Source organism: Paraglaciecola sp. (assembly GCF_039964565.1).
Taxonomy (GTDB): Bacteria; Pseudomonadota; Gammaproteobacteria; order Enterobacterales; family Alteromonadaceae; genus Paraglaciecola.
Window position 1 is genome coordinate 187,730 of the sequence record NZ_JBDVXF010000028.1, and the last position, 20,865, is coordinate 208,594.

A 20,865-nucleotide genomic window follows, 5' to 3' on the forward strand; every position below is an offset into this window, starting at 1 on the left:
CGTTTTGGTAAAATAATTGCCAGTTGTTTTGTTAGTATAAATATATGGCGCACCAAAGCAAAACAATTGTTTGTAGATTGCACCTTCTAAGTGCTTACTAAAAACATAGGGTCGTTAAACCAATCCTGAGTTTTGAATTTGTTTAGCTAATTTTTGATGCTTTGCCATCAGTTGATCACAAAGTAGTGAGTTATGTGCACTATTTTCAATTAACCATTGTCCAGCCACCATTAATTTTTCCACTTGATACGCGCCACTGGTAATCAATCCATCCAAAGGACTCCCTACACCTGAAAAACGTAATTCATCTAAACTAAAAACGGCCAAGTCTGCTTGTTTTCCTACTGCAAATTGGCCCAACGACGGCCGATGTAATACTTTTGCGGAGCCTGATGTGGCGTAGCCTAATACGCGCTCGGCAGTGATAACCTCAGCGCCATAACGTAACCTTTGTTGCAACATTGATTGACGAACTTCTTGGATCATATTGGAACAATCGTTTGATGCAGAACCATCTACGGCCAAACCAACGTTACAACCAGCTATTTCTAATTCAACAGTAGGACAAATACCCGAAGCCAATAACATATTTGAACTTGGACAATGAGCAATGCCCACTTTAGCTTCGCCTAACCGCCTTATTTCATCTTGGTTAAAGTGGATCCCATGGGCCAACCATGTTTTGTCACTTAGCCAATTGCAGTGTTCTAAATAATCCAGAGGGCGCATGTCATATTGACGCAAGCAAAAATTGTTCTCGTCTTCGGTTTCGGCCAAGTGAGTATGTAATAAAACATTATTTATTTCGGCTAACTGCGCTGTATCTTTCATTAACGAAGTAGAGACGGAAAAGGGCGAACAGGGAGCCAAGGCTATTTGAATAAAAGCTTCTGGACTGCTGTCGTGGTATTTTGATATTAATCTTTGGCAGTCTTGTAGGATCACATCTTCGTGTTGAATGACGCTATCTGGAGGCAATCCTCCGGCACTTTTCCCTAAACTCATAGAGCCTCGGGTTAACGTGGCACGGCAACCTAATGATTTGATCGCTTCAACTTGAATATCAATAGCCTGTTCTAGGCCCTTTGGGAAAACGTAATGGTGATCTGCGATGCAAGTGGCACCTGATAACATAAGCTCCAAACCCGCTAATTGTGTAGCGGTATAGATCATATCTTCGTCTAAATTTTTCCATATTTGATAGAGGTATTGAAGCCAAGGAAATAACGGTTTATTGAGTGCCCCAGGAACAGCGCGAGTAAGGGTTTGGTAAAAGTGATGATGAGTATTGATAAGGCCCGGGATTATGACTTTGTTACTACAATCGACATAACTATCAATGACAGTCCTAGGTGTCATTCCCGATGGGACTAGTTCAACTATCTTGTCTCCATGGATAACGACGCCGTTATCAGCATTTAGTTGGTTACCAGTAAATATCGCGCTGGGTGATTTTAACCATAATGTTTGGTTTTGCATTGTTAGGATCTCAAAATACTAGATTTCAGATGGGCTTGGCTGTGAATTGCTTTCAGGTATGAGCAAACTCATAATAATCGCACAAAATCCCGCTACTGTTACGGAGGAAGATAATATATTGGCGGCCTGAGGTGGCAATTGTGTTAGGGCTTCTGGCACCATCATCACCCCTAAACCTAAACCTAAGGACGTCGCAATGATTAGACTTTTGCGGCGGTCGATTGTATCAGTGGTTAATATTTTCACGCCGGCAACGGCAATTGTGGCAAACATCACTAAAGTGGCGCCCCCTAATACGGCTTTTGGCATAAGTTGAATAAAGGCGCCTATAGCCGGAAACAATCCCAATAACACCAATAATCCAGCGATATAAAATCCAACATGACGGCTTGCAACTCCAGTCATTTGAATCACTGCGTTGTTTTGTCCGAAAGTGGTATTTGGAAAACTATTAAACACTGCCGCTAATAGCGAATTAAATCCGTCGCCTAAAATTCCACCTTTAATACGTTTTATATACTTAGGCCCTGTAATAGGTTGATTGCAAAATAGACTATTTGCAGTAAGGTCTCCTGATGTTTCAATTGCGCTTAAAAAATATACTAGCGCAACAGGAATAAATACATCTAGTTGAAAGTCGAATCCGTACTTAAATGGTTGAGGAAAACTGAAAAGAGGCATCGCAACCATTTCATCGAAAGATAAAAGGTCCTGTGACCATGCAATAATACATCCAATAACCATACCTAAGAAAATTGCCGACAAACGTAATATTGGGTGTTTTGAGGTATTCAAAGCAACTACTATCACTAAAACGGTAAAACCTAAAAGTATGTTGTCCACCGCACCGAAATCATGGACGCCAAATCCCCCCGCCATGTCTGTTATAGCAACTTTTATTAAAGTAATCCCAATAGTGGTAATAACAATACCTGTAGTGAGTGGTGTGATAATAGACTTTAGATGGCCAATAAAACGGCTTAATATTATTTCTACAAATGCTCCCCAAAAACAAATTCCAAACATAATGGCGAGTATTTCATCATTACTACCTCCTTGTTCTTTAACCATTAATCCGGCGACAAGTAGGGCACTAATAAAGGTAAAGCTGGTACCTTGAACCGCTATCAAGCCGCAACCAATAGGACCAATAGTTTTGGCTTGAATAAAAGTCGAGACTCCAGAAACCATCAAAGCCATGCTAATTAAGTAAGGTATTTCTGCACTAAGTCCTAATGTTGAAGCTATGATTAGGGTCGGAGTGATAATACCTATAAAAGATGCCATCACATGCTGTAAAGCTGCGTTGATGCAATGTAATACTTTAGGTTTGTCGTGTAATCCGTAAAGCATTTCATTCTTGAATAACATATAAATTGGGTACCTAATTGTGGTTATTGGCATAGAGCGCTACTACATCTCTAAGCAATTTTTCGACCAATTAGTCAGTTTATATCTCCTTCCTGTAACATATTGAAAATTATATGTATTTTATAACCTATTCACATATATAACTCATATATTGAGATATAACGAGACTGTCGGCACTGGCTTGGTGCAGGAATTAACGCAGGGATCAGTGCAGTGAGCAGGTAAAAATTAATGAATAGCCACGCAATTAAACGCAACGTAAAATGTTGTTAACTGCACCTATCTATTGAGGATACCAACATGCAACCCAACACCAATTTGGTTACCCACGACTGGCTAAATGAGCATCTTCACCAGCCCAATCTCGTTGTGTTATACACCCAGATGGACAATCCAGTAACGGGTAAACAGGAAGACAGCCCAAGTGCATATATTCCTAATTCGCAGTTTTTTGATTTTGAAACAGAGTTTTGTGATTTGGGTTCTGATTTGCCCCATAGTATGCCTAATGAAACGCGTTTCAGTGAAGGGGTGAAAAAGTTAGGTATCAACGACGAAAGCGTAATTGTGATTTATGACAACAAGGGGATGTATTGCGCCCCTCGAGTATGGTGGATGTTTAAGGCGATGGGACATCAAAACGTTTATGTACTAGACGGAGGATTACCAAATTGGTTGCAGCAAAAAATGCCCAGTGTTGCGAACCTGATTCCAGCCAGTAAAAAAGGAGGTTTTACTGGCAATTATGATAGCCGCTGTTTTGTAACTGCCGAAACCATAATTCGACATTTAGACAGTCTCATTGTGCTCGATGCCAGAAGCGAAGGACGTTTTAAGGGCACACAACAAGAGCCACGTAAAGGTTTGCGCTCAGGCCATATTCCTACTTCAATTAATTTACCTTTTACAGACTGTATTGAAGATATGAATCTAAAGTCTCGGGATAAGTTAAAGGCTATTTTTGCTGAATTAGGAGTAGCGAAAGACAAGGAGTTAGTGTTTAGTTGTGGCTCTGGAGTGACAGCGTGTATCTTAGCTTTGGCAGCCAGTGAAGCTGGATACAAGCACTTAGCAGTGTATGATGGCTCCTGGTGCGAGTGGGGCGCTAGCAGTTATTTACCAATTGAATAATAAAAACCCACTAAACGTAGTTGTTTGGTGGGTTTTTTACTGAGTTCACTTCAACCTAGGAAACATCTAATCAATTTCGTTTTCAGTTTTAACCTCAAGCTCCATTTGAGACAAATAACCATCTTGGTTGACATCTAGTTCCGAAAAAATGGCACTTAAGGTGTCGTCTGTTTTGGCCTCGTCGACACTGACTAGACCATCTTTATCTGTATCTAGTGGATGAATGGCCATTGCGCCAGGGTCCGCTAAAACATTAAAAGCTGCAAACGAAACGATTGATGCCAATATTAATTTTTTCATAGGGTTATTCCTTTATTTACCAATTATGTCTACAAATTTAAGAGGCTGCTGGTGCACGTGTTGTTACAACCTCTTGCAAATACATACTAAATCTACTTATTTTCTAATTCGTTAGGTGACAGGTAGCCATCTTTATTGGTATCGAGCTCAGAAAACATGGCTGATAAAGCGGCGTCTTCTGCCGCTTCTTCGATACTAATACGACCATCGTTGTCGGTATCTAGTTTTGCTATAAGATCCTCTTCTGCAATGATTGCCATAGATGCAAACGTCAGCGCGAACAGTGGTATTAACTTCTTCATACATTGACTCCTTTTTTGTCTATTTTTTAAATCATATTTAAAACGACAAAGCTTAGATAAGTAGTAAACAGCGAAAGTTGCCTGTTTGTTGTTTAGAAACGTTAATTGAGTATATTCAAAAGTAATCAGAGGCAGTGCAGAATTAGACCTCATTCACTTTACTCACTATTGCTATATCAAGGGCCGTGCCATAAAAAATTAAACTAGTAAAATCAAATAGTTATGGGTTTATGGGGATGTTAGATGGGAATTTAACGAGAATTTAACTCTTATCTGTCTTTGGAACCAGACAGATCTCAAATTGATTCAATATAAATCAGTATAATCAATGGGATAGGGTGAGGCTTATGTGCAACATAAGCCTTTTGTTAGTGATTTAAAGTGTTGTGTTAACTGCTAATATTAGAAATCCACATCGCTTGATAGGGTGTCAGTTGGCATTCCAAGTCTTCTAAACTAATTGTTTCATCACTGATAAGATCAAACCAAAGGTCGGTTCCAATTAAGTTAAGATCACTCAACCGAATGACCTGAGGTTCGTCAGAGATATTATAGATACAAAATATGCTTTGCCTTCGGTCAGTACTTTGACGCCAGAAACCAAATATTTGTTCTCCTAGCTGCAACGTAAACTGTGTGGCACTGGGATGAAAGGCCGCCTGTTGTTTACGGATGTTCAGTAGTTTGATCATCCTACAGTGGACTTTGCTATGTTGACTGTAGGGTGCCGCGAGCTGTTCTTGTAACTCGGCGTAGTTCCATTTGTGGCGGTTGATAGAGCGGTTGTGGCTAGTATTCTTAACCCTTTCATAGTCATTTCCAGTACCTAACAGACTGTGGATGTATATTCCCGGAATGCCTTCAAGTCCAAACATAATGCTGTGAGCACATATGAATCTGTCTAGTCCCCACTTATCAGTACCTTTAATTGTGCCCTGAAGTGCATCGTAAAGGGCAATGTTGATTTCATAAGCCTTTTGTTTACCTTCTTCAGAGGTACGCCACGAAATTCTGCCGCCAAAATTTTGCATAGTATTGACTAACGTAGTGAGTTCTTGATCTTCAAGTAAACCCTCAGCTGGACGTAATCCTATGCCATCATGTGAAGCAATAAAGTTAAAAAAGAACGTGCCATTTTGTGATGGGGGCATGCTGCCCAACCAAGATTTCAAGTGTTTACATGAGCCTGTTACTAAGGTATTGACGAGTAAAGGTGGTAATGAAAAGTTATAGATCCCGTGTGCTTCATTGGCATTCCCAAAATAAGTGAGATTTTGTCTGTTGGGGATGTTGGTTTCGGTGATGATAACTGCGTCGCTTACTGCATGTTCTATTAACGTTCGTAGCAAACGCACTACTTCATGAGTTTGTTCTAAGTTAATACAGCTGCTACCAATCTTTTTCCAAAGAAACGCCACCGCGTCCAAACGAAATATGCGGATCCCCATATCAAGGTACTGACGTATAATTGATACAAAAGTATCCAAAACCACTGGATTCCTAAAGTCAAAATCCACTTGGTCATGACTAAATGTACACCAGACTTGTTTTTCACCATCTTTTGTTTCGGTTAAGCGCAGTAAGTCAGATGTTCGTGGCCTAACGACATTAGATACATCATCTTCTAGGGATGCCGTATAGAAAAAGTCACTTCCAGGTCCTTCTCCTTTTATAAAATTCTGAAACCATAAACTTCTGGATGAACAATGGTTAATCACTACGTCAGACATCACTCGGTAATCACTGGTTATAGCCTTGATGTCGTCCCAATTGCCGAGTGATTCATTGACTGTGGAATAATCGATGACTGAAAATCCATCATCTGAACTATATGGAAAAAAAGGTAATATATGTACGCTATTTATGGCGTCACCACAGTAATCTTTAAGGAAATGATGCAGAGTTTGAAGCGGTTTTTCTCCCGTTTCTTCAATACTATCACCATAGGTTATCAGCATAACATCCCGTTGGTCCCAATTATTGTGGTGACGTTTTGGCTCTATCAATACTTCACCATTATCAATGCGCATCGTGCGCAATAACTGCCTACATAGCTCTGGATACTGAGTTTGTAGTTCAATATCCTCATATATAACGGCTAAGTGGTGCTCAACACGCTCTGTTAGTTGTTCTAAAACCGATAACATTTATTGCCCCTTAAGGTTGCTTAAACTCTAAGAAATCTTGTTCTACTGCGTCTTTTAGTTGCTCCAAAACATCTGGCATCGCACTGACCACACGATTCCAACTCGGAATAAATGGCGTTTCCATGGGATTATCTAGAAAACTCTCACCGGCTTTCATAATATTGCTCGCAAATAGCTCAACTGCCTTTTCTTCGCTGTGAATATCTAACTTTAAGCCGTTTATAACGGCGTCGTTGTTGTAGGTTTCTATGAAATCTAAGGCTATACGGTAATAGGTCGCTTTTAATGATCTAAATGTTTCAGTTGAGAAGGTTTCACCCTGAGTGGCGAGTTTTCTAACCAAAGCCTTGGTGATATCGATAGACATTTTAGAAAGCCCACCTTGATCATTATCTGCTGACAAATCTTGATGTTTATGGTCGTAAGTTTTGGCAATATCGGCTTGACATAAACGGTTGTGAGAGTAGTTACGTTGCATTTCAGATAACACCCCAATCTCTAGACCCCAGTCACTAGGTATACGGATATCGTTTAATACATCGCGCCTGAATGAAAACTCTCCTGCTAAGGGATACCTAAAGCTATCCATATATTCGAGGTATTCATTGTGGCCTACCACTTTTTGTAAGGCCCTAATTAACGGCGTCACCAACAACCTTGAAACCCTTCCGTTTATTTTTCCATCTGCCACTCGGGCATAATAACCTTTACAAAACTCATAATTAAACAAAGGATTGGCAACCGGATATATTAACCGCGCAAGCAGACCTCTGTCGTAAGTTAAAATGTCACAATCGTGCAACGCAACTGACTCAGCTTTTCCTGTTGCTAAAACATATCCCATGCAATACCAGACGTTGCGACCTTTACCCAATTCCTTCGGCGCTAACCCCAACGCATTTAACTTTGCGTCTAACGCTTTTAATCGGGGCCCATCATTCCATAACACTCTGTGGTTTTGCGGTAAAGTGCCAAAAAATTTGAGGGCGTGTTGGTATTGTTCAAGATTCGCTCTATCTAAACCAATTACGATTTGCGAAAGGTAGGGAACGTCAGTGATATGCTCGATAATATTGGGTAGTGCAGTACCTTCAAGTTCGGAAAATAAAGAGGGAAGAATCAGTGCCATGGGGCGCTTTTTCGAAAACGCTAGAAGTTCTGCTTCTAGCGCCTCAATAGGTCGTTCAGATAAATTGTGTAAAGTCGTGACTATGCCATTTTGATAAAAATCAGCCATAAAATCTCCGTACTATTTGTTAAATTGTGAATGATTAAAAATTATTTGTTCTAGACATTCAGCCCAACCAATTGGGCCATATGCTTGACTGGTGTATACATTATTTTGTTTTGTTAATTCAGGTGGAGCATTAGCGGGCGATAGAATTCGCACCGCAATATCAGCAGCCTCTAACATGGCAATATCATTTTGGCCGTCTCCCAAGGCGATTGTATTGCAGTGCTCAATGGATTCTTGCTTTTGGAATTCTTTGCTTAACCAAGTGAGTGCTTGGCCTTTGTCACATGGGCCTGACAGATGTAGAAAGCGCCCTCCTTGCAGTGGTTTGGTGCCCAATTCATTGATGGCTTGGATAAATTGAATTTTAGATGCGTCATTACCTAACCATAAGATCGGTTCTCCATATTGACGGGAGGCCGCCAATTTGGCCTGTTCAACTGAAAGCCCAGTTGCTGCGACTATTTCCTCATTGGACATATTGAAAAAATAATTAAACTCTCCCGAAAAGCGAGTCTGCAACTTTCCGATTAAAGATAACCAATATCTTCTCGGTTTAGAAAACTCTTTCACCCAATAGCCATTTCGTTCTATGGTACCTATGGGTTGGCTTTTGAAAAAAGCGATTGGGATATAAACCGCGGCTCCGTTTTCTATTATAAAAGGACCGTCCAAGCCGATTTGGGTTCTCAATTCTGTCAGTTCTGCGTAGGTTTTACTGGTATTAGCAATGACAGGAATATTGGCTTGTCGAAGTTTTTGTAACATTGGTAATGCAGCTGCAAAACTATAAGTATGATGGTCAAGTAGTGTGCCGTCTAAATCCGAAAAAATTAAAACATTGTTAAGCATCGACTTTTTTAATCCTATGGCCAATGATGGCTCGAGAAGAGTTCAGTTCAAACACATGAGCACATTTTTTTGGTAAAGTGCTGAGTCCGTGTTCAGTTAAACGTTGATAGTGCTGAATAAAACGTAGCACTTGTTTTTCATCCATAATGCCAGATGTTTGTTTATCACTTGTGACGTCTTTCAGCTTTTGCTCCTGCTCTAAGCGCCACGCATAGACGTCAGCAAATGATGGGGCTTTTAACATCACCCATTTATCCATCAAACCGTATAAAGGTAAATACGAAAGAGACAATTGTAAATTCGCGTGATTTCGCCAGCCAGAGTTGGGATCTTCTGCGGCTTCGAAAGTATTGACCGGTTGTTTTAATTGTTCGTAAGTTTGTGGTTCCACTCCCCAACACCAGCCTTCAAAAACGACAATATCGGCTGCACCGTTTACTTTGGTCCACGCAGATATCGGATGAGGATCGTCAGTTGCCTTATTAAATCGCGGAATGGTGGTAGGCAGTTGTTTTTTTAAATTCTGCAATACCGTTTTTGCTAAAGACATATTATGGGTGCCGGGAACACCTCGCGTTTTAAATAGCGGATGTACGTCGTCCGCTATTATTTGTCGTTCTATGCGGCTAAAGTAGAAGTCATCAAGTGACATTACAACAACGCTAAGCCCATAAGTCTCGCTGAGGTATTCTTTTAAAAACTCAGATAAGGTTGACTTACCGGACCCCTGACTACCATTTATACCAACAAAATAAGTGCTTTTTGCACTTAATTGGTGCGTTTTAATTTCCTCTGCGAGAGGAATAAAATAACCCTTCGCGATTTTAACAAAATCGCTAGAGAGCCTGTTTTTGTTGATAAACGTATTGATCATAGACTTATAAAATCTCTTATTTTGCACTTTAAAAGTGCTTCGTATTTAGCCATTCATGCGTATGCTAGATAAATATCTACAACATATGTGCCATCTTGCTCTAAAAACCTAGCGCCATATATCGAGTTTCACCAAAACACAGCATAGATTCTCATTACAAATATGCATTTATGTGTTACAAATACACCGCTGTTATTCGATAACTAAATCAAATAACCCGTGTATAACTCCGAGCTATCTCACCTAAATCCATGACAAGGTGTTTTAGCCGTGAATCTAGCAAGAGTGCTGATTCGCCAGGGTTGCAAGAGAAATCGAGCTGCCTCCCGTAAGTGTCCTAATTTTTGAGTCACTTCATTTTGGAAAGGTGTTAAATAAAATGTTAGAAGATAAATTTGGGCGCCGTTTCCATTACTTGCGGCTGTCTATTACAGATGTGTGTAATTTTAAATGTAACTATTGTTTACCTGATGGTTATGCTTGCGATTCAGATCGTGATTTTTTGACCTTGCCTGAAATTAAAACCTTGGTGAATGGATTTGCCTCTTTAGGCACCAGTAAAATTCGTATTACTGGTGGTGAACCTTCCCTTAGAAAAGATTTACCAGAAATCATAGAAACCTGTGCTTTGGCGCCCAATATTCAGCATGTTGCCATGACGAGTAATGGTTACAAGCTAGAATCGGATATCCACAAATGGGTCGATGCAGGGCTTAATTCTCTAAATATCAGTATTGATAGTCTCGACCCACGCATGTTTGCAGCCATTACTGGTCACAACAAGCTCGAAACAATTTTACGTGGTATCGACAAAGCTATCGCCTTGGGTGTGCAAGTGAAAGTCAATGCAGTGTTGATGAAACAGTATAATGAACAAGAGCTAACGCACTTTCTGTCTTGGCTAAAAATAACCCCGGTTACGTTAAGATTAATTGAACTGATGCAAACAGGTGACAATCAAGCGTTCTTTAACCACAATCATGTCTCCGGTTTACCTATTAAAGAGCAATTACTGGCAAGTGGTTGGGGTCAATTAATCCGCGATAAAGCAGCAGGCCCCGCGCAAGAATTTTTTCACTCTGATTATCAGGGGAAAATTGGATTGATCATGCCTTATAGTAAGGATTTTTGTGCGAGTTGTAATCGTTTAAGGATTTCTGCAACTGGAAAATTACATTTGTGTTTGTTTGCAGACCAAGGACTTGATATTAGACCGAGTTTGCGAGCCGCGGATAGTAGTGAATTGCAAACTAAGTTGGTTGAGTTGCTCGGTAATAAAGAAGCCACACATTGGTTACAAGATGGTTTTACCGGTGCCACTAAACATTTAGCTATGCTGGGTGGCTAAGGTAAAACATATGAAATCAGCCGTGTATTTTAAGAACTTAACGCTATGTTAGCTGGGGCCATTCTCGCGGGTGGCAGATCGAGTAGAATGGGCACAGATAAAAGTATCTTAACCATGCCTCATAGCCAAGAATCTCTGCTTGAGTATGTAAAGCAACAATTAGCATCGATATGTGATCACAAAGTGTTTGTTAGTGGAAAACAGCATCGTCAAGGTATTGCCGATCAAATTCCAAATTGCGGGCCTTTGTCAGGTATACATGGTGTCATGACCGAAATTACAAACCGATATTCAGATATCGACGAGCTAATAGTAGCAGCGGTAGACATGCCTGATTTAAGTATTGAGGACTTTAACTATCTGTTAAAAATGGGCAGAAAAAATAACAGTTTATGTTGTTTTGAGTCGTGCTTTCTACCGTTATATATACCGATAACAATAGAGTTTAATCAGTATTTGACTAGTCAACTAGGTGGGCAAAAAGATGCCATAGTTGATGCTCCTAAAAAACGTCAGTATTCGCTAAAAACAATGCTGGATGTGTTGCATGGTAGTCAAATAGCACCCTTGAAAACATCTCGATTAGAAAATATCAATACTCCAACGCAGTGGCAACAATACTGCGCTGGGTAACCTAAGTTTAAGGAGTAATCATGTCAGTGACTGATATCACTAACAAACAAGCTTTAAATATTGCGGTGTTAACTGTGTCAGACACGCGTAGTGAAGAAAACGATACGTCTGGTCAGTATCTAAAAATGGCAGCATCTGATGATGGTCACAATGTTTTAGAAAAACAAATAGTCATAGATGATAAATTTCAGATTAGAGCGGTGCTTTCGAATTGGATTGCCTCTGAAAACATACAGGTTGTTGTCATAACAGGTGGTACTGGATTTACTCCCAGAGATACCACTCCTGAAGCCGTGTTACCTTTGTTTGAAAGAGAAATTGAAGGGTTTGGCGAGCTATTCAGACATTTATCTTACCTAGAAATAGGTACCTCAACTGTGCAGTCAAGAGCATTAGCAGGAATGGCAAATGGTACCGCGATTTTTTGCGTGCCTGGCTCAACAGGAGCATGTAAAACGGCGTGGACAGGTATATTAACGGAACAGCTCGATTCGACACATAGGCCATGTAATTTCGTTGTGCATTTAAAAAATGCTGTCGCTAATTGTACCACTAGAGGATAAGTACAGTATGCATGATCAAAATAACGGCTTAACCCATGTAAACGAACACGGCAAAGCAAATATGGTAGATGTCACCAATAAAGCAATTACCCAAAGACAAGCCGAAGCCGAGGGGTATATATCCATGTCAGTTCAAGCCTTTACTATGTTAAAAGACAACACTCACGCCAAAGGTGATGTGTTGTCGATTGCCCGTATCGCTGGTATTCAAGGGGCTAAAAAATGTAGTGAATTAATTCCGCTGTGCCATCCCTTAATGTTATCTAAAGTACAAATTGAATTTGAAACCTTAGACGAGCTCCAAAAAGTGCGGATTCGAAGCTTATGCAAATTAGCTGGGCAAACCGGGGTTGAGATGGAAGCGTTAACAGCGGTAAGTGTTGCGGCTTTGACTTTATTTGATATGTGTAAAGCAGTCGATCCCCATATGCAAATCAGTGATATTAGAGTGCTAAGTAAACAAGGTGGTAAAAGTGGAGACTGGTCGTGTTAACGATATTGTTCTTTGGGCATTTGAAAGAAATACTGGAAACTGATTGTTTACGAATTGAACTTAGTCAAAATCAAGACTCTATTGATACAGTGGCCAAAGTACGCAAGTTGTTGCAATTAAAAGGCAATTTGTGGACTGAGTATTTGGAGTACGGTATGGCCTTGGTGGCGGTTAATCAAGAAATGAGTAGTGAGGATACCGTTGTAAACGACGGTGACGAAATTGCCTTTTTTCCACCAGTCACCGGTGGTTAGGACACCATATGAGCCATTTTACCCATATTAGTGTGCAAACTCAGGATTTTGACTTTGCCCATGAATATCAAAAATTAAGAGAAAGTAACAACAGTGACGGTGCATTAGTGACTTTTGTCGGTTTAGTGCGTGATACCAATCTTGCGCAAGCTGTGACAGGTTTGTTTTTAGAACATTATCCTGCAATGACCCAAAAAGTACTAAATCAAATTGTAGAACAAGCTCGGAAAAAGTGGCAGCTAGGCAGCGTTTCAGTTATTCACAGAGTAGGGCAGTTATGTGTTTCAGACCAAATCGTTTTTGTTGGCGTGACTAGCCAGCACCGACAATCTGCCTATCATGCCAATGAATTTATAATGGACTATTTAAAAACCCGAGCACCGTTTTGGAAAAAAGAAACCACTACCCAAGGTGACAAATGGATTGAGGCTAAAGCCAGTGATTTTGACAAATCTGCGCAGTGGTAACGAGTTTATATCGGCGATTAATCTGCGTGGCTAACCGTTTTTCGAGATGCCCATAACGGAGCAAATTGACTCCGCAATGGGCCTCTATAGATAAATTAAACTGGCGCTTTTTCTACTGTTTCATTAGAGGTATTTAGCACCCCTCGGTTAATTTGGTCACGTTCTATGGACTCAAATAACGCTTTGAAATTTCCTTCGCCGAAGCCGTCATCACCTTTACGTTGAATGAACTCAAAGAAAACCGGACCGAGTTGGGTTTCAGAGAATATTTGCAGCAATAATCGTGGCCCGCCTTCGGTTGTGCCATCCATTAATATCCCACGAGTTTGTAATTGATCAACTGGCTCGCCGTGATTGGGCAAGCGCCCTTCAAGTAGCTCATAGTAAGTATTGGGCGGCGCCGTCATAAATGGCATTCCCATATTTTTGAGACGATCCCAGCATGCCACTAAGTCATCACAACTAAAGGCAATATGTTGGATCCCTTCTCCATTAAATGCGCGTAAAAACTCCTCTATTTGGCCTTTACCACCTTCACCTTCTTCGTTAAGAGGTATACGGATCTTGCCATCGGGAGCAGTTAGCGCTTTAGAGGTCAAACCTGTGTATTCACCTTTAATGTCAAAGAATCGAATCTCCTGGAAGTTGAACAATTTTTCGTAAAAGTCTGCCCAATATTTCATACGACCGCCATAAATGTTATGGGTTAAATGATCGATTACTTTAAAACCTGCGCCTACTGGATTTCGCTCAACTCCGTCAATGTAATTAAAGTCGATGTCATAGATAGATAATTCGTCGCCATAACGGTCGATAAGATAAATAATGGCGTTACCAATACCACGAATTGCGGGTAAGCGAAGCTCCATTGGGCCGGTTTCAATCACTACGGGCTCTGCGCCCTGTGCCAATAAATATTTATATGACTGAACTGCGTTTTTTACCCTAAACCCCATGCCACAAGCAGATGGCCCGTGTTCGCGAGCAAAATACCAAGCGGCAGATTTTGGCTCATAATTAGCGATCAAATTAATTCCGCCTTGACGCCATAGCTGTGCATCTTTGGTACGGTGGTTGGCAATATGGGTAAACCCCATTGCTGAAAACACTTTTTCTAATTGCCCTTTCTCTGGAGAAGAAAATTCGATAAATTCAAATCCGTCTAAACCCGCTGGGTTTTCAAATAAGTCTGCCATTATTAATCCCTCTATTTAGTGTCTTTTAGTGGTTACTGCTAACTGGTATTTAGGCGCGTTCACTAGAAAATTTAAAGGCAGCAGCTTAGAGTATTTCATTAAAAAATTCCCGCCATAGGGATTTTTAAGTTAGGTCGAATTTGTTGTTAAATGAGTAGAAATGTAAATATATTTTTACGAATTTGGACTTGGCTTTCCTCGTCCATGCTCCGATTTACAAGAAAATATTACTATCAAAGGGGTAAATTATAGAGAGAGTAGTGCGGTAGAAGTGTTTCGAAATAATTGCGGTTATGCTTTTATTAAGTTAACCGCAATACTTGCGAATACAGTCTATTTTATTGTTCTAAACGGAGACATTTAAAATCCGTGGTAACTCACAAACTCTTCGTTATCTGCCCGCACTGAACGTACCGCATTTGCGGCAAAGTTAGGATCTGGATACCCCATAGCGATACAAATCATGATTGCTTCGTTATCGGGTATATTGGCGTGTTTATGCACAACATCAGATTGCATAATGCCTTGACCGTTTATGACACATCCCAATCCTAAATCCCAAGCGGCAAGTACGATGCCGTAAGCCAAAGAGCCTAATCCAAATTGCGTAATCCCTGCAGGCTCTAAGGATTTATCATAAGTTAGGACTAGAGAGACAGGGGCGTCAAACTGACGAAAACCTCGCATCATCCATTCCATACGTTTTTCTTTGTCTTCTCTTGTAATTCCCATTACTTCAAATAATTGAATAGCAACATCGATCTGACGTTGCTTATTTATACCTTCATAGTCCTCTTTATATGGAAAGTCACGAACATGAGGTTTTCCGGCTAATGTATTTTTAGTATTATCATCGCGAATTTTATCGAGCACATCGCCTGTCACTGCATGTATACGCCATGTTTGAGTATTGTACGAAGAAGGTGCCCACTTAGCGGCATTGATGACTGCATCGACCACTTCTTTAGAGACGGCTTTATCTGTAAAGCCTCGAACGCTCTTACGAGACGCTGCGAATTCTGCAAAATTCATAATTACCTTAATTTTTAGTTAATGAAAATGTCTGTGAATCACTATAACTTAGGCGCGAAGTTGGTAAAAATCATGCAAACTTATCAACGACTTAAACTCTCACTTATTGGGTTATCAAGATGTCGATTTTGTTATCATGAATACTCAAGTAACTCGACATTTTAGTAGGGCTTGGCAATATTGATGGTTGTCAGACGTCTGTGTCGTGTGACTTTTAATTAAAATAATAATTAAAGAAGCGAATAAATATGTCTAAAAATATGCGTCTTGCTTTTATGAGTTTTTCGTTGGCGTATCTGGTTAGTGTTAACTTTGTAGAAAACTTTTTATGGCTGCTTAAAGTGATCCCAATTTTATTGTTAGCCATTGCTGTGTCACGAACAGCACCAAGCCAGTCCCGTTCTGTCCTATTGTTTGCATTAATATTTAGTGGCTGTGGCGATCTTTTACTTGCAGTAGATGAGTTTATCTATGGTGTGGCTGCATTTTTAGTGGCTCAACTTAGCTATGGCTTTTTGTTTAGCCGAACTTGGAATGGGATCACGAATCGTTGGCCATTAAGTGTAGTCATGGTTGTGTATATGGTGTTTATGATTTGGCTACTGATGCCACAACTAGGCGAGTTGCTGCTACCAGTAATCGTTTATTTGTTGGCTATTGCTACTATGGGATTGTTAGCAATTCAATCAAAGTTACCTATGCAATGGGCGGTTTTGGGTGCAGTAGTGTTTATTATTTCAGACTCCTTTATCGCCGTTAATAAATTCATTTTTGCGGTTCCATTTGAGACATTCTGGATAATGAGCACCTATTACGCAGCGCAGTTTATGTTAGTTGTAGGATTTCTGGCTCATCAAAAATCACTAATGCCAAGTCAGTCGGTAGAGTAATTAGCAAAAAAAAACGCCGCATAAATAGCGGCTTTATGTTTGTAATAATCAACGCAAAGAGTCTAATCGGCGTCGCAGTTTTCTTTACATTCGCCGTATAGATATAAACTGTGATGAGTCAGTTTTATATTATGACGTTCGGCGACTTCTTCTTGGCGCTTTTCGATCACCTCATCTTCAAACTCAATTACCTTGCCACATTTTAAACACACCAAATGATCATGATGCTCTTTATGGCTAATCTCGAATACAGACTTACCACCTTCAAAATGGTGACGGTTTAAAATACCAGCGTCGTCAAATTGGTTGAGTACCCGATAAACTGTAGCTAATCCAATATCTTCATCATGCTCAATGAGAATTTTATATACGTCTTCGGCACTGATGTGTTGGTTTTCAGGGAGTTGTAATATCTCTAAGATTTTTAAGCGAGGAAGGGTGATCTTTAACCCCGCTTTTTTCAATTCTTTATTTTGATCCATTAGCTTACTTAATAATAAAACTGTGATGTCATTATAGGGTACCTATTTTGATTTAAAAGCTATTTACCCTGTTAGTTAATAAAAAAGGAGCCATAGCTCCTTTTGCTCATTAGGCTAGTTCAGCTAAACAAAGTTCATCGTGAATTTGTTTGCACCACTGCTTGACTCGTTGTTCAGTGAGTTCAGGTTGACGGTCTTCATCAATTCCCAATCCCACAAAATGATTGTCATCGGCCATGCCTTTTGATGCTTCAAAATCATAGCCCTCTGTCGGCCATTGGCCTACCAAAATAGCACCCTTAGCTTCAACTATGTCTCGCACCATACCCATCGCATCTAAGAAATATTCGGCATAATCTTCTTGGTCACCGCAGCCAAAAATTGCGACTAATTTATCTTCAAAGTCGATCTGTTCTAGTTCAGGGAAAAAGTCATCCCAATCACACTGTGCTTCGCCATAGTACCAAGTCGGAATACCGAAAAGTAACAGATCATATTCAGCAATATCTTCTTTACTGCTTTTGGCAATGTCTTTTACATCGATTAGATTTTTGCCTAGTTCTTTTTGGATCATCTTAGCAATATGTTCTGTATTGCCAGTGTCGCTGCCGAAAAATAGCCCCACACTTGCCATTATTACTTATTCCTCTATATATAAATTCAATCGGGTTTAACCAAAGCTAAAGGTTATATTAGCTTTCGAGAACCCATTGCATAATGCCCTTAAATATAAATCCTGCTGCACCTAAAAACAGGACAAAGTACACAACCACTTTGCCAATGAGTGGCACGTTATTCTTTTTAAGTATGTCATGAACTACATAAGCCATGAGTAAAAACAGACCAACAATGGCAAGGTTTAAACCTAAGGCTTCTATTTGTTCGTAATGCTCACTTAACATGGGTTTTATTCTACTCACTTAAAAATCTGGCGCATATTAACATAGAGTCTTAACTATGAGAATTGTCCAAATAGCAGGTATTCTCATTTAGATAAAAATGCGCTTATTATTTTGCCACATAACTCAGGTTTTTCTGCGTGAAGCCAATGGCCTGTACCACTGACCATTTTGTACTCGCTGTTAGGAAACAACTGTAAAACCGCTTGTTTATGTTGAGGCAAAATGTAGTCCGAATGTTCGCCTTTAATAAATAATACCGGACCTAGAAATTGAGTATCAGAAGTTATTGCCGCCGATATCATTGCATAGTCATGTTGCAATTGTTTTAGATTAAAGCGCCAACCCCAACTTTGGTCCTGGTTGTACAAGCTTTTTAATAAAAATTGCCTTGTTGCACCATCTTCGACATATTGTGATAGAGCACTATCAGCTTCTTTACGACTAGTAATCTGTTTAAGATCAACGTTGTTTAACCCTGCAAAAACATTGTTATGCCTAGCTGAATACTTAACTGGTGCAATATCCAATACCACTAATCGACTGACCTTTTCTGTTTGATTTAGGGCCAGCTGCATCGCTACTTTGCCACCTAATGAGTGACCAACTAGAGTGAGGTGCTTAATTTCTAAGTCATTGAGGAGTTCTGAGATCCGATTGGCATACAACTCAAAACTAATCTGTGGGGTAAAAGCCGACTTTCCGTGGTCGGGCAAATCGATCGATATCACTTGATAGGTATCGGTGAATTGTCTGCGAAGTGCAGACAAGTTATCCAAACTCCCAAATAACCCATGAATCAACATTAGCCAAGGTTTGTGTTCTGAATCAGAATGTATTTGGTAATTCACTTTGTTCATAAAGTAACTTCAATTCCTTACTCGATACTTAAGTGGTAACGAGCATAAACTCGCTACCATGGTTACAATTACATATTTGGATAGTTAGGACCACCGGCCCCTTCTGGCACTACCCAGGTAATATTTTGGGTTGGGTCTTTGATATCACAAGTTTTGCAATGCACACAATTTTGGGCGTTAATTTGCAATTGTTTATCACCTTGTTCTGTTTCAATTATTTCGTAAACACCCGCCGGACAATACCTTTGTGCTGGTTCATCATATTGGGGTAAATTTACCTGAATCGGAATCGAACTGTCTTTTAATTTTAAGTGACAGGGCTGTTCTTCTTCATGGTTAGTATTAGACAAAAATACTGAAGACAATTTATCAAAACTTAAGACACCGTCGGGTTTTGGATAATCGATTTTGACGCAATCTTCGGCCTTCTTGAGTAACACGTGATCGGCAACGTCATCTTTGAAATTAAATGGTAAATTACCTCTAAACCAGTTTTGCTCCAGAGTGTTGTACGCGCCGCCCATAAAAGTACCAAATTTATGTAGGGCAGGGCCAAAGTTTCGAGATCTAAACAACTCGTCATATAGCCATGACTCTTTAAATTTTTGAGTGTAATTCACTAATTCTTGAGAAGGTGCGGCATCCACTTCCGTTAGCGCTTCCATAATGGTTTCAGCAGCAAGCAGCCCCGACTTCATGGCAGTGTGATTACCTTTGATTTTGGCGAAGTTCAAAGTACCTGCGTCGCAGCCTACTAATAAACCACCCGGAAAGGTCATTTTTGGTAAAGAGTTAAAACCGCCTTTGGCAATGGCTCGTGCGCCATAGGAGACTCGTTTACCCCCTTCGAGGTATTGCTTAAATACCGGATGATGTTTGAGCCTTTGGAATTCGTCAAATGGACTTAAATGAGTGTTGCTATAGTTGAGGTCTAATATAAGTCCAACTAGTACTTGATTATTTTCGCCATGGTAAAGATAAGAACCGCCAGTGGCGTCGGTAATTGGCCATCCAGCAGTGTGCACCACTAAACCTTCTTGATGTTTTTCAGGATCGATATCCCAAATCTCTTTAAAACCAATACCATAGTGTTGTGGAGACTGACCTTTGTCTAGGGCAAACTTTTCGATTAGTTGTTTTCCAAGGTGTCCACGGCACCCCTCTGCGAATACTGTATATTTGGCCTTTAATTCCATGCCGGGCATAAAGGAGTCTTTCGGCTTGCCTTCTTCATCTAATCCCATATCACCAGTTATTACACCGGCAACACTACCGTCTTCATTATACAGCACCTCTGACGCAGCAAAACCTGGAAATATCTCAACGCCTAACGCTTCTGCTTGTTCTGCTAACCAGCGGCAAACATTGCCCATGCTGACAATATAATTGCCATCGTTGTGCATAGTTTTTGGAGACATAAAACTCGGAATTTTCGTTCCTTTGGTTTCATTATTTAACCAATAAATATCGTCTGCGGTGACCGGGGTATTCAGTGGTGCACCTTTTTCTTTCCAATCTGGGAATAATTCGTTTAACGCACGAGGCTCAAATACCGCACCAGACAAAATATGTGCACCCACCTCAGAACCCTTTTCAACCACACAAACCATTAACTCTTGGTCTTTTTCCTGAGCAATTTGCATCAACCGACAAGCAGTTGATAGACCAGCAGGGCCAGCACCGACTATAACAACATCAAACTCCATCGATTCTCGTTCCACTTGTTTGTCCTCTTTTTGTATTAACTATTCACAAAAATGTGTTTAACTATTCATAAAATAAATATTCGTAAAGCTTATTCATAACCAATTTTTAGTCGGAATATGACTGCTTTTGTACCAGAAAAAGCCTTTTAAATGACCATTGATAGGTTTTCTAACAACCAAATATAAGTGATTCACTTTTTGGTGAAAACGTAAAATAATCATATATAACAATGGTTTAATTTAATTCTAAGGCTAAGAGATAGAAATAATTAAGTGATTGTTAGGACTATACTATGACATATAATACCCCTTAAAAGAGCTGCTAAAAATGATCTATGACAAAAGGACATCG

23 protein-coding genes and 1 riboswitch are annotated in these 20,865 nt (G+C 40.0%); of the genes, 8 read left to right on the plus strand and 15 right to left on the minus strand.

From position 1 onward, the window contains the following. Positions 1–114: 114 nt before the first annotated feature. A complete protein-coding gene (locus ABJK37_RS11630; RefSeq protein WP_348353616.1) occupies positions 115–1,479 on the minus strand; it encodes an 8-oxoguanine deaminase in 1,365 nt (454 codons plus the stop codon). A gap of 18 nt (positions 1,480–1,497) precedes the next feature. After that, positions 1,498–2,850, minus strand: coding sequence for a nucleobase:cation symporter-2 family protein (locus ABJK37_RS11635; protein ID WP_348353619.1), 1,353 nt, complete (start codon positions 2,848–2,850; stop codon positions 1,498–1,500). 300 nt (positions 2,851–3,150) lie between these two features. Between ABJK37_RS11635 and ABJK37_RS11640 the strand changes: the two genes are divergently transcribed. Continuing rightward, positions 3,151–3,981: a sulfurtransferase gene (locus tag ABJK37_RS11640; RefSeq protein ID WP_348353622.1), complete on the plus strand. Its 831-nt coding sequence runs from the start codon at positions 3,151–3,153 to the stop codon at positions 3,979–3,981. A gap of 66 nt (positions 3,982–4,047) precedes the next feature. Here the strand turns inward: ABJK37_RS11640 and ABJK37_RS11645 are convergent, their stop codons facing one another. From ABJK37_RS11645 to ABJK37_RS11670, 6 genes are all read right to left on the minus strand, one after another. Then, a complete protein-coding gene (locus ABJK37_RS11645; RefSeq protein ID WP_348353625.1) occupies positions 4,048–4,281 on the minus strand; it encodes an EF-hand domain-containing protein in 234 nt (77 codons plus the stop codon). Positions 4,282–4,373: 92 nt separating this feature from the next. After that, positions 4,374–4,583: an EF-hand domain-containing protein gene (locus ABJK37_RS11650; RefSeq protein WP_348353628.1), complete on the minus strand. Its 210-nt coding sequence runs from the start codon at positions 4,581–4,583 to the stop codon at positions 4,374–4,376. 389 nt (positions 4,584–4,972) lie between these two features. After that, positions 4,973–6,730 (minus strand): sugar phosphorylase, encoded by a 1,758-nt coding sequence (locus tag ABJK37_RS11655; RefSeq protein WP_348353631.1) that lies wholly within the window; start codon positions 6,728–6,730, stop codon positions 4,973–4,975. Positions 6,731–6,740: 10 nt separating this feature from the next. Continuing rightward, positions 6,741–7,967, minus strand: a complete 1,227-nt coding sequence (locus ABJK37_RS11660) for a glycosyl transferase (RefSeq protein ID WP_348353634.1) — start codon at positions 7,965–7,967, stop codon at positions 6,741–6,743. Positions 7,968–7,979: 12 nt separating this feature from the next. Beyond that, positions 7,980–8,816 carry an HAD-IIB family hydrolase gene (locus tag ABJK37_RS11665; RefSeq protein ID WP_348353637.1) on the minus strand — a complete coding sequence of 279 codons (837 nt, stop codon included), beginning with the start codon at positions 8,814–8,816 and terminating at the stop codon, positions 7,980–7,982. Further along, complete coding sequence (locus tag ABJK37_RS11670) at positions 8,809–9,690, minus strand: kinase (RefSeq protein ID WP_348353641.1); 882 nt, start codon at positions 9,688–9,690, stop codon at positions 8,809–8,811. Before ABJK37_RS11670 ends, ABJK37_RS11665 begins: the two co-directional genes overlap by 8 nt. A 215-nt stretch (positions 9,691–9,905) precedes the next feature. Beyond that, positions 9,906–10,076, plus strand: a riboswitch (molybdenum cofactor riboswitch). Here ABJK37_RS11670 and moaA point away from each other — a divergent pair. From moaA to moaE, 6 genes are all read left to right on the plus strand, one after another. Then, a complete protein-coding gene (gene moaA / locus ABJK37_RS11675) occupies positions 10,070–11,038 on the plus strand; it encodes a GTP 3',8-cyclase MoaA (protein ID WP_348353644.1) in 969 nt (322 codons plus the stop codon). (Overlaps the previous riboswitch by 7 nt.) Positions 11,039–11,083: 45 nt before the next feature. After that, on the plus strand, positions 11,084–11,671 hold the full coding sequence (locus ABJK37_RS11680; RefSeq protein WP_348353647.1) for a molybdenum cofactor guanylyltransferase: 588 nt from the start codon (positions 11,084–11,086) through the stop codon (positions 11,669–11,671). A gap of 20 nt (positions 11,672–11,691) precedes the next feature. Continuing rightward, positions 11,692–12,234 (plus strand): molybdenum cofactor biosynthesis protein B, encoded by a 543-nt coding sequence (moaB, locus tag ABJK37_RS11685; RefSeq protein WP_348353649.1) that lies wholly within the window; start codon positions 11,692–11,694, stop codon positions 12,232–12,234. Between the two features lie 7 nt (positions 12,235–12,241). After that, positions 12,242–12,727 (plus strand): cyclic pyranopterin monophosphate synthase MoaC, encoded by a 486-nt coding sequence (gene moaC / locus ABJK37_RS11690; RefSeq protein WP_348353651.1) that lies wholly within the window; start codon positions 12,242–12,244, stop codon positions 12,725–12,727. Then, the gene (locus ABJK37_RS11695; protein ID WP_348353654.1) at positions 12,721–12,981 is read left to right on the plus strand and encodes a MoaD/ThiS family protein; all 261 of its coding nucleotides are present in this window, start codon (positions 12,721–12,723) and stop codon (positions 12,979–12,981) included. Before moaC ends, ABJK37_RS11695 begins: the two co-directional genes overlap by 7 nt. 8 nt (positions 12,982–12,989) lie before the next feature. Then, complete coding sequence (gene moaE / locus ABJK37_RS11700) at positions 12,990–13,448, plus strand: molybdopterin synthase catalytic subunit MoaE (protein ID WP_348353657.1); 459 nt, start codon at positions 12,990–12,992, stop codon at positions 13,446–13,448. A 95-nt stretch (positions 13,449–13,543) separates the two neighbouring features. On the opposite strand, the gene hppD is transcribed toward moaE, so the two are convergent. Both hppD and ABJK37_RS11710 read right to left on the minus strand, forming a co-directional pair. After that, positions 13,544–14,644, minus strand: a complete 1,101-nt coding sequence (gene hppD / locus ABJK37_RS11705; RefSeq protein ID WP_348353660.1) for a 4-hydroxyphenylpyruvate dioxygenase — start codon at positions 14,642–14,644, stop codon at positions 13,544–13,546. Positions 14,645–15,004: 360 nt separating this feature from the next. Then, positions 15,005–15,676, minus strand: coding sequence for a nitroreductase (locus tag ABJK37_RS11710; RefSeq protein ID WP_348353663.1), 672 nt, complete (start codon positions 15,674–15,676; stop codon positions 15,005–15,007). 248 nt (positions 15,677–15,924) lie between these two features. Between ABJK37_RS11710 and ABJK37_RS11715 the strand changes: the two genes are divergently transcribed. Next, on the plus strand, positions 15,925–16,566 hold the full coding sequence (locus tag ABJK37_RS11715; protein ID WP_348353666.1) for a lysoplasmalogenase: 642 nt from the start codon (positions 15,925–15,927) through the stop codon (positions 16,564–16,566). A 62-nt stretch (positions 16,567–16,628) separates the two neighbouring features. Here the strand turns inward: ABJK37_RS11715 and fur are convergent, their stop codons facing one another. The 5 genes from fur to ABJK37_RS11740 all read right to left on the minus strand — a co-directional run bounded on the left by fur (position 16,629) and on the right by ABJK37_RS11740 (position 20,513). Further along, positions 16,629–17,048 (minus strand): ferric iron uptake transcriptional regulator, encoded by a 420-nt coding sequence (fur, locus tag ABJK37_RS11720; RefSeq protein WP_215928355.1) that lies wholly within the window; start codon positions 17,046–17,048, stop codon positions 16,629–16,631. 109 nt (positions 17,049–17,157) lie between these two features. After that, the gene (fldA, locus tag ABJK37_RS11725) at positions 17,158–17,682 is read right to left on the minus strand and encodes a flavodoxin FldA (RefSeq protein WP_348353670.1); all 525 of its coding nucleotides are present in this window, start codon (positions 17,680–17,682) and stop codon (positions 17,158–17,160) included. A gap of 58 nt (positions 17,683–17,740) precedes the next feature. Then, complete coding sequence (locus ABJK37_RS11730; RefSeq protein WP_348354424.1) at positions 17,741–17,950, minus strand: DUF2788 domain-containing protein; 210 nt, start codon at positions 17,948–17,950, stop codon at positions 17,741–17,743. Between the two features lie 83 nt (positions 17,951–18,033). Further along, positions 18,034–18,807 carry an alpha/beta fold hydrolase gene (locus ABJK37_RS11735; protein WP_348353673.1) on the minus strand — a complete coding sequence of 258 codons (774 nt, stop codon included), beginning with the start codon at positions 18,805–18,807 and terminating at the stop codon, positions 18,034–18,036. 68 nt (positions 18,808–18,875) lie between these two features. Then, entirely contained in the window at positions 18,876–20,513 is a 1,638-nt protein-coding gene (locus ABJK37_RS11740) for an electron transfer flavoprotein-ubiquinone oxidoreductase (protein WP_348354427.1), read from the minus strand. Positions 20,514–20,865 lie beyond the last annotated feature (352 nt).

Bases quoted from the DNA above. Each gene is read 5' to 3' on its own strand.
- ABJK37_RS11655 (WP_348353631.1), bottom strand. From the start codon at position 6,730: ATGTTATCGGTTTTAGAACAACTAACAGAGCGTGTTGAGCACCACTTA.
- fur (WP_215928355.1), bottom strand. From the start codon at position 17,048: ATGGATCAAAATAAAGAATTGAAAAAAGCGGGGTTAAAGATCACCCTT.
- moaE (WP_348353657.1), top strand. From the start codon at position 12,990: ATGAGCCATTTTACCCATATTAGTGTGCAAACTCAGGATTTTGACTTT.
- ABJK37_RS11740 (WP_348354427.1), bottom strand. From the start codon at position 20,513: ATGGAGTTTGATGTTGTTATAGTCGGTGCTGGCCCTGCTGGTCTATCA.
- ABJK37_RS11710 (WP_348353663.1), bottom strand. From the start codon at position 15,676: ATGAATTTTGCAGAATTCGCAGCGTCTCGTAAGAGCGTTCGAGGCTTT.
- fldA (WP_348353670.1), bottom strand. From the start codon at position 17,682: ATGGCAAGTGTGGGGCTATTTTTCGGCAGCGACACTGGCAATACAGAA.
- moaC (WP_348353651.1), top strand. From the start codon at position 12,242: ATGCATGATCAAAATAACGGCTTAACCCATGTAAACGAACACGGCAAA.
- ABJK37_RS11680 (WP_348353647.1), top strand. From the start codon at position 11,084: ATGTTAGCTGGGGCCATTCTCGCGGGTGGCAGATCGAGTAGAATGGGC.
- ABJK37_RS11660 (WP_348353634.1), bottom strand. From the start codon at position 7,967: ATGGCTGATTTTTATCAAAATGGCATAGTCACGACTTTACACAATTTA.
- moaA (WP_348353644.1), top strand. From the start codon at position 10,070: ATGTTAGAAGATAAATTTGGGCGCCGTTTCCATTACTTGCGGCTGTCT.
- ABJK37_RS11650 (WP_348353628.1), bottom strand. From the start codon at position 4,583: ATGAAGAAGTTAATACCACTGTTCGCGCTGACGTTTGCATCTATGGCA.
- ABJK37_RS11645 (WP_348353625.1), bottom strand. From the start codon at position 4,281: ATGAAAAAATTAATATTGGCATCAATCGTTTCGTTTGCAGCTTTTAAT.
- ABJK37_RS11640 (WP_348353622.1), top strand. From the start codon at position 3,151: ATGCAACCCAACACCAATTTGGTTACCCACGACTGGCTAAATGAGCAT.
- ABJK37_RS11730 (WP_348354424.1), bottom strand. From the start codon at position 17,950: ATGTTAAGTGAGCATTACGAACAAATAGAAGCCTTAGGTTTAAACCTT.
- ABJK37_RS11635 (WP_348353619.1), bottom strand. From the start codon at position 2,850: ATGTTATTCAAGAATGAAATGCTTTACGGATTACACGACAAACCTAAA.
- ABJK37_RS11630 (WP_348353616.1), bottom strand. From the start codon at position 1,479: ATGCAAAACCAAACATTATGGTTAAAATCACCCAGCGCGATATTTACT.
- hppD (WP_348353660.1), bottom strand. From the start codon at position 14,644: ATGGCAGACTTATTTGAAAACCCAGCGGGTTTAGACGGATTTGAATTT.
- moaB (WP_348353649.1), top strand. From the start codon at position 11,692: ATGTCAGTGACTGATATCACTAACAAACAAGCTTTAAATATTGCGGTG.
- ABJK37_RS11670 (WP_348353641.1), bottom strand. From the start codon at position 9,690: ATGATCAATACGTTTATCAACAAAAACAGGCTCTCTAGCGATTTTGTT.
- ABJK37_RS11735 (WP_348353673.1), bottom strand. From the start codon at position 18,807: ATGAACAAAGTGAATTACCAAATACATTCTGATTCAGAACACAAACCT.
- ABJK37_RS11665 (WP_348353637.1), bottom strand. From the start codon at position 8,816: ATGCTTAACAATGTTTTAATTTTTTCGGATTTAGACGGCACACTACTT.
- ABJK37_RS11715 (WP_348353666.1), top strand. From the start codon at position 15,925: ATGTCTAAAAATATGCGTCTTGCTTTTATGAGTTTTTCGTTGGCGTAT.